General features: G+C 36.8%; 1 protein-coding gene. It reads left to right on the top strand.

Annotation, left to right across the window (positions count from 1 at the left end; translation table 11 throughout):
• The first annotated feature begins 70 nt into the window (after nucleotides 1-70).
• The gene (locus R7Z77_RS26185; RefSeq protein ID WP_000884724.1) at nucleotides 71-463 is read left to right on the top strand and encodes a hypothetical protein; all 393 of its coding nucleotides are present in this window, start codon (nucleotides 71-73) and stop codon (nucleotides 461-463) included.
• The last annotated feature ends 186 nt before the right edge of the window (nucleotides 464-649 follow it).

Genomic DNA, 649 nt, shown 5'->3' with positions numbered 1-649 from the left:
TATTGCGTTGCTCACCCCTTAACAGGGCGTTAGAGCACTCCTAGTAAAGTAACATAGAGTTAACAAAATAATGTTAGATAAATTAGTTGGTAAGGTTATTAATTTCAAAGCGGTCACTAAAACCAAGGTACAGTTTGAATTAAGTGAAAATAATTGTGTAATCGAACTTCAAGTATCTGATGCTTGGGTTATTAATCGTAATGATGAAGTTACTGTTGTCGGCGAGCGGGACTCAAAAACAGGTAAGTTTATTGCCTATGCTTACAATAACCACACAAAGGGAGTATTTGGTAAGTATGATGCCCAAGTAGTAGGTGGATGGTTGTTTGTTGTTATTGGGCTATTCTTTTTTTGGGCTATTTTTCCACTGTTCTTACATGTTCCTGCAGGAATCAAACAGATTTCGCTTGGGAAAAAAGTTAACGAAGCTTTTGACTTGGTGACACAGAGCAAAGTGCTCTAACAAAGCATTTAAGAGTGATTCGCAACGCGTGACTCTGTAACGAAAATCACCTCCCCCTATTGATTAATGTATACCAATTTCATAGAACCACTTGAAGATGTATACATTAATCAGAATCCAAATTTATGCCTGAGCCACACTCAAAATCGGTGTCTATTATTGCTATTATGGTAATTCCGTAAGTTA

It is taken from the genome of Vibrio sp. 1401, from assembly GCF_033340295.1.
The sequence above is the reverse complement of the archived record's forward strand: the minus strand, read 5'-3'. Positions and strand labels throughout refer to the sequence as shown.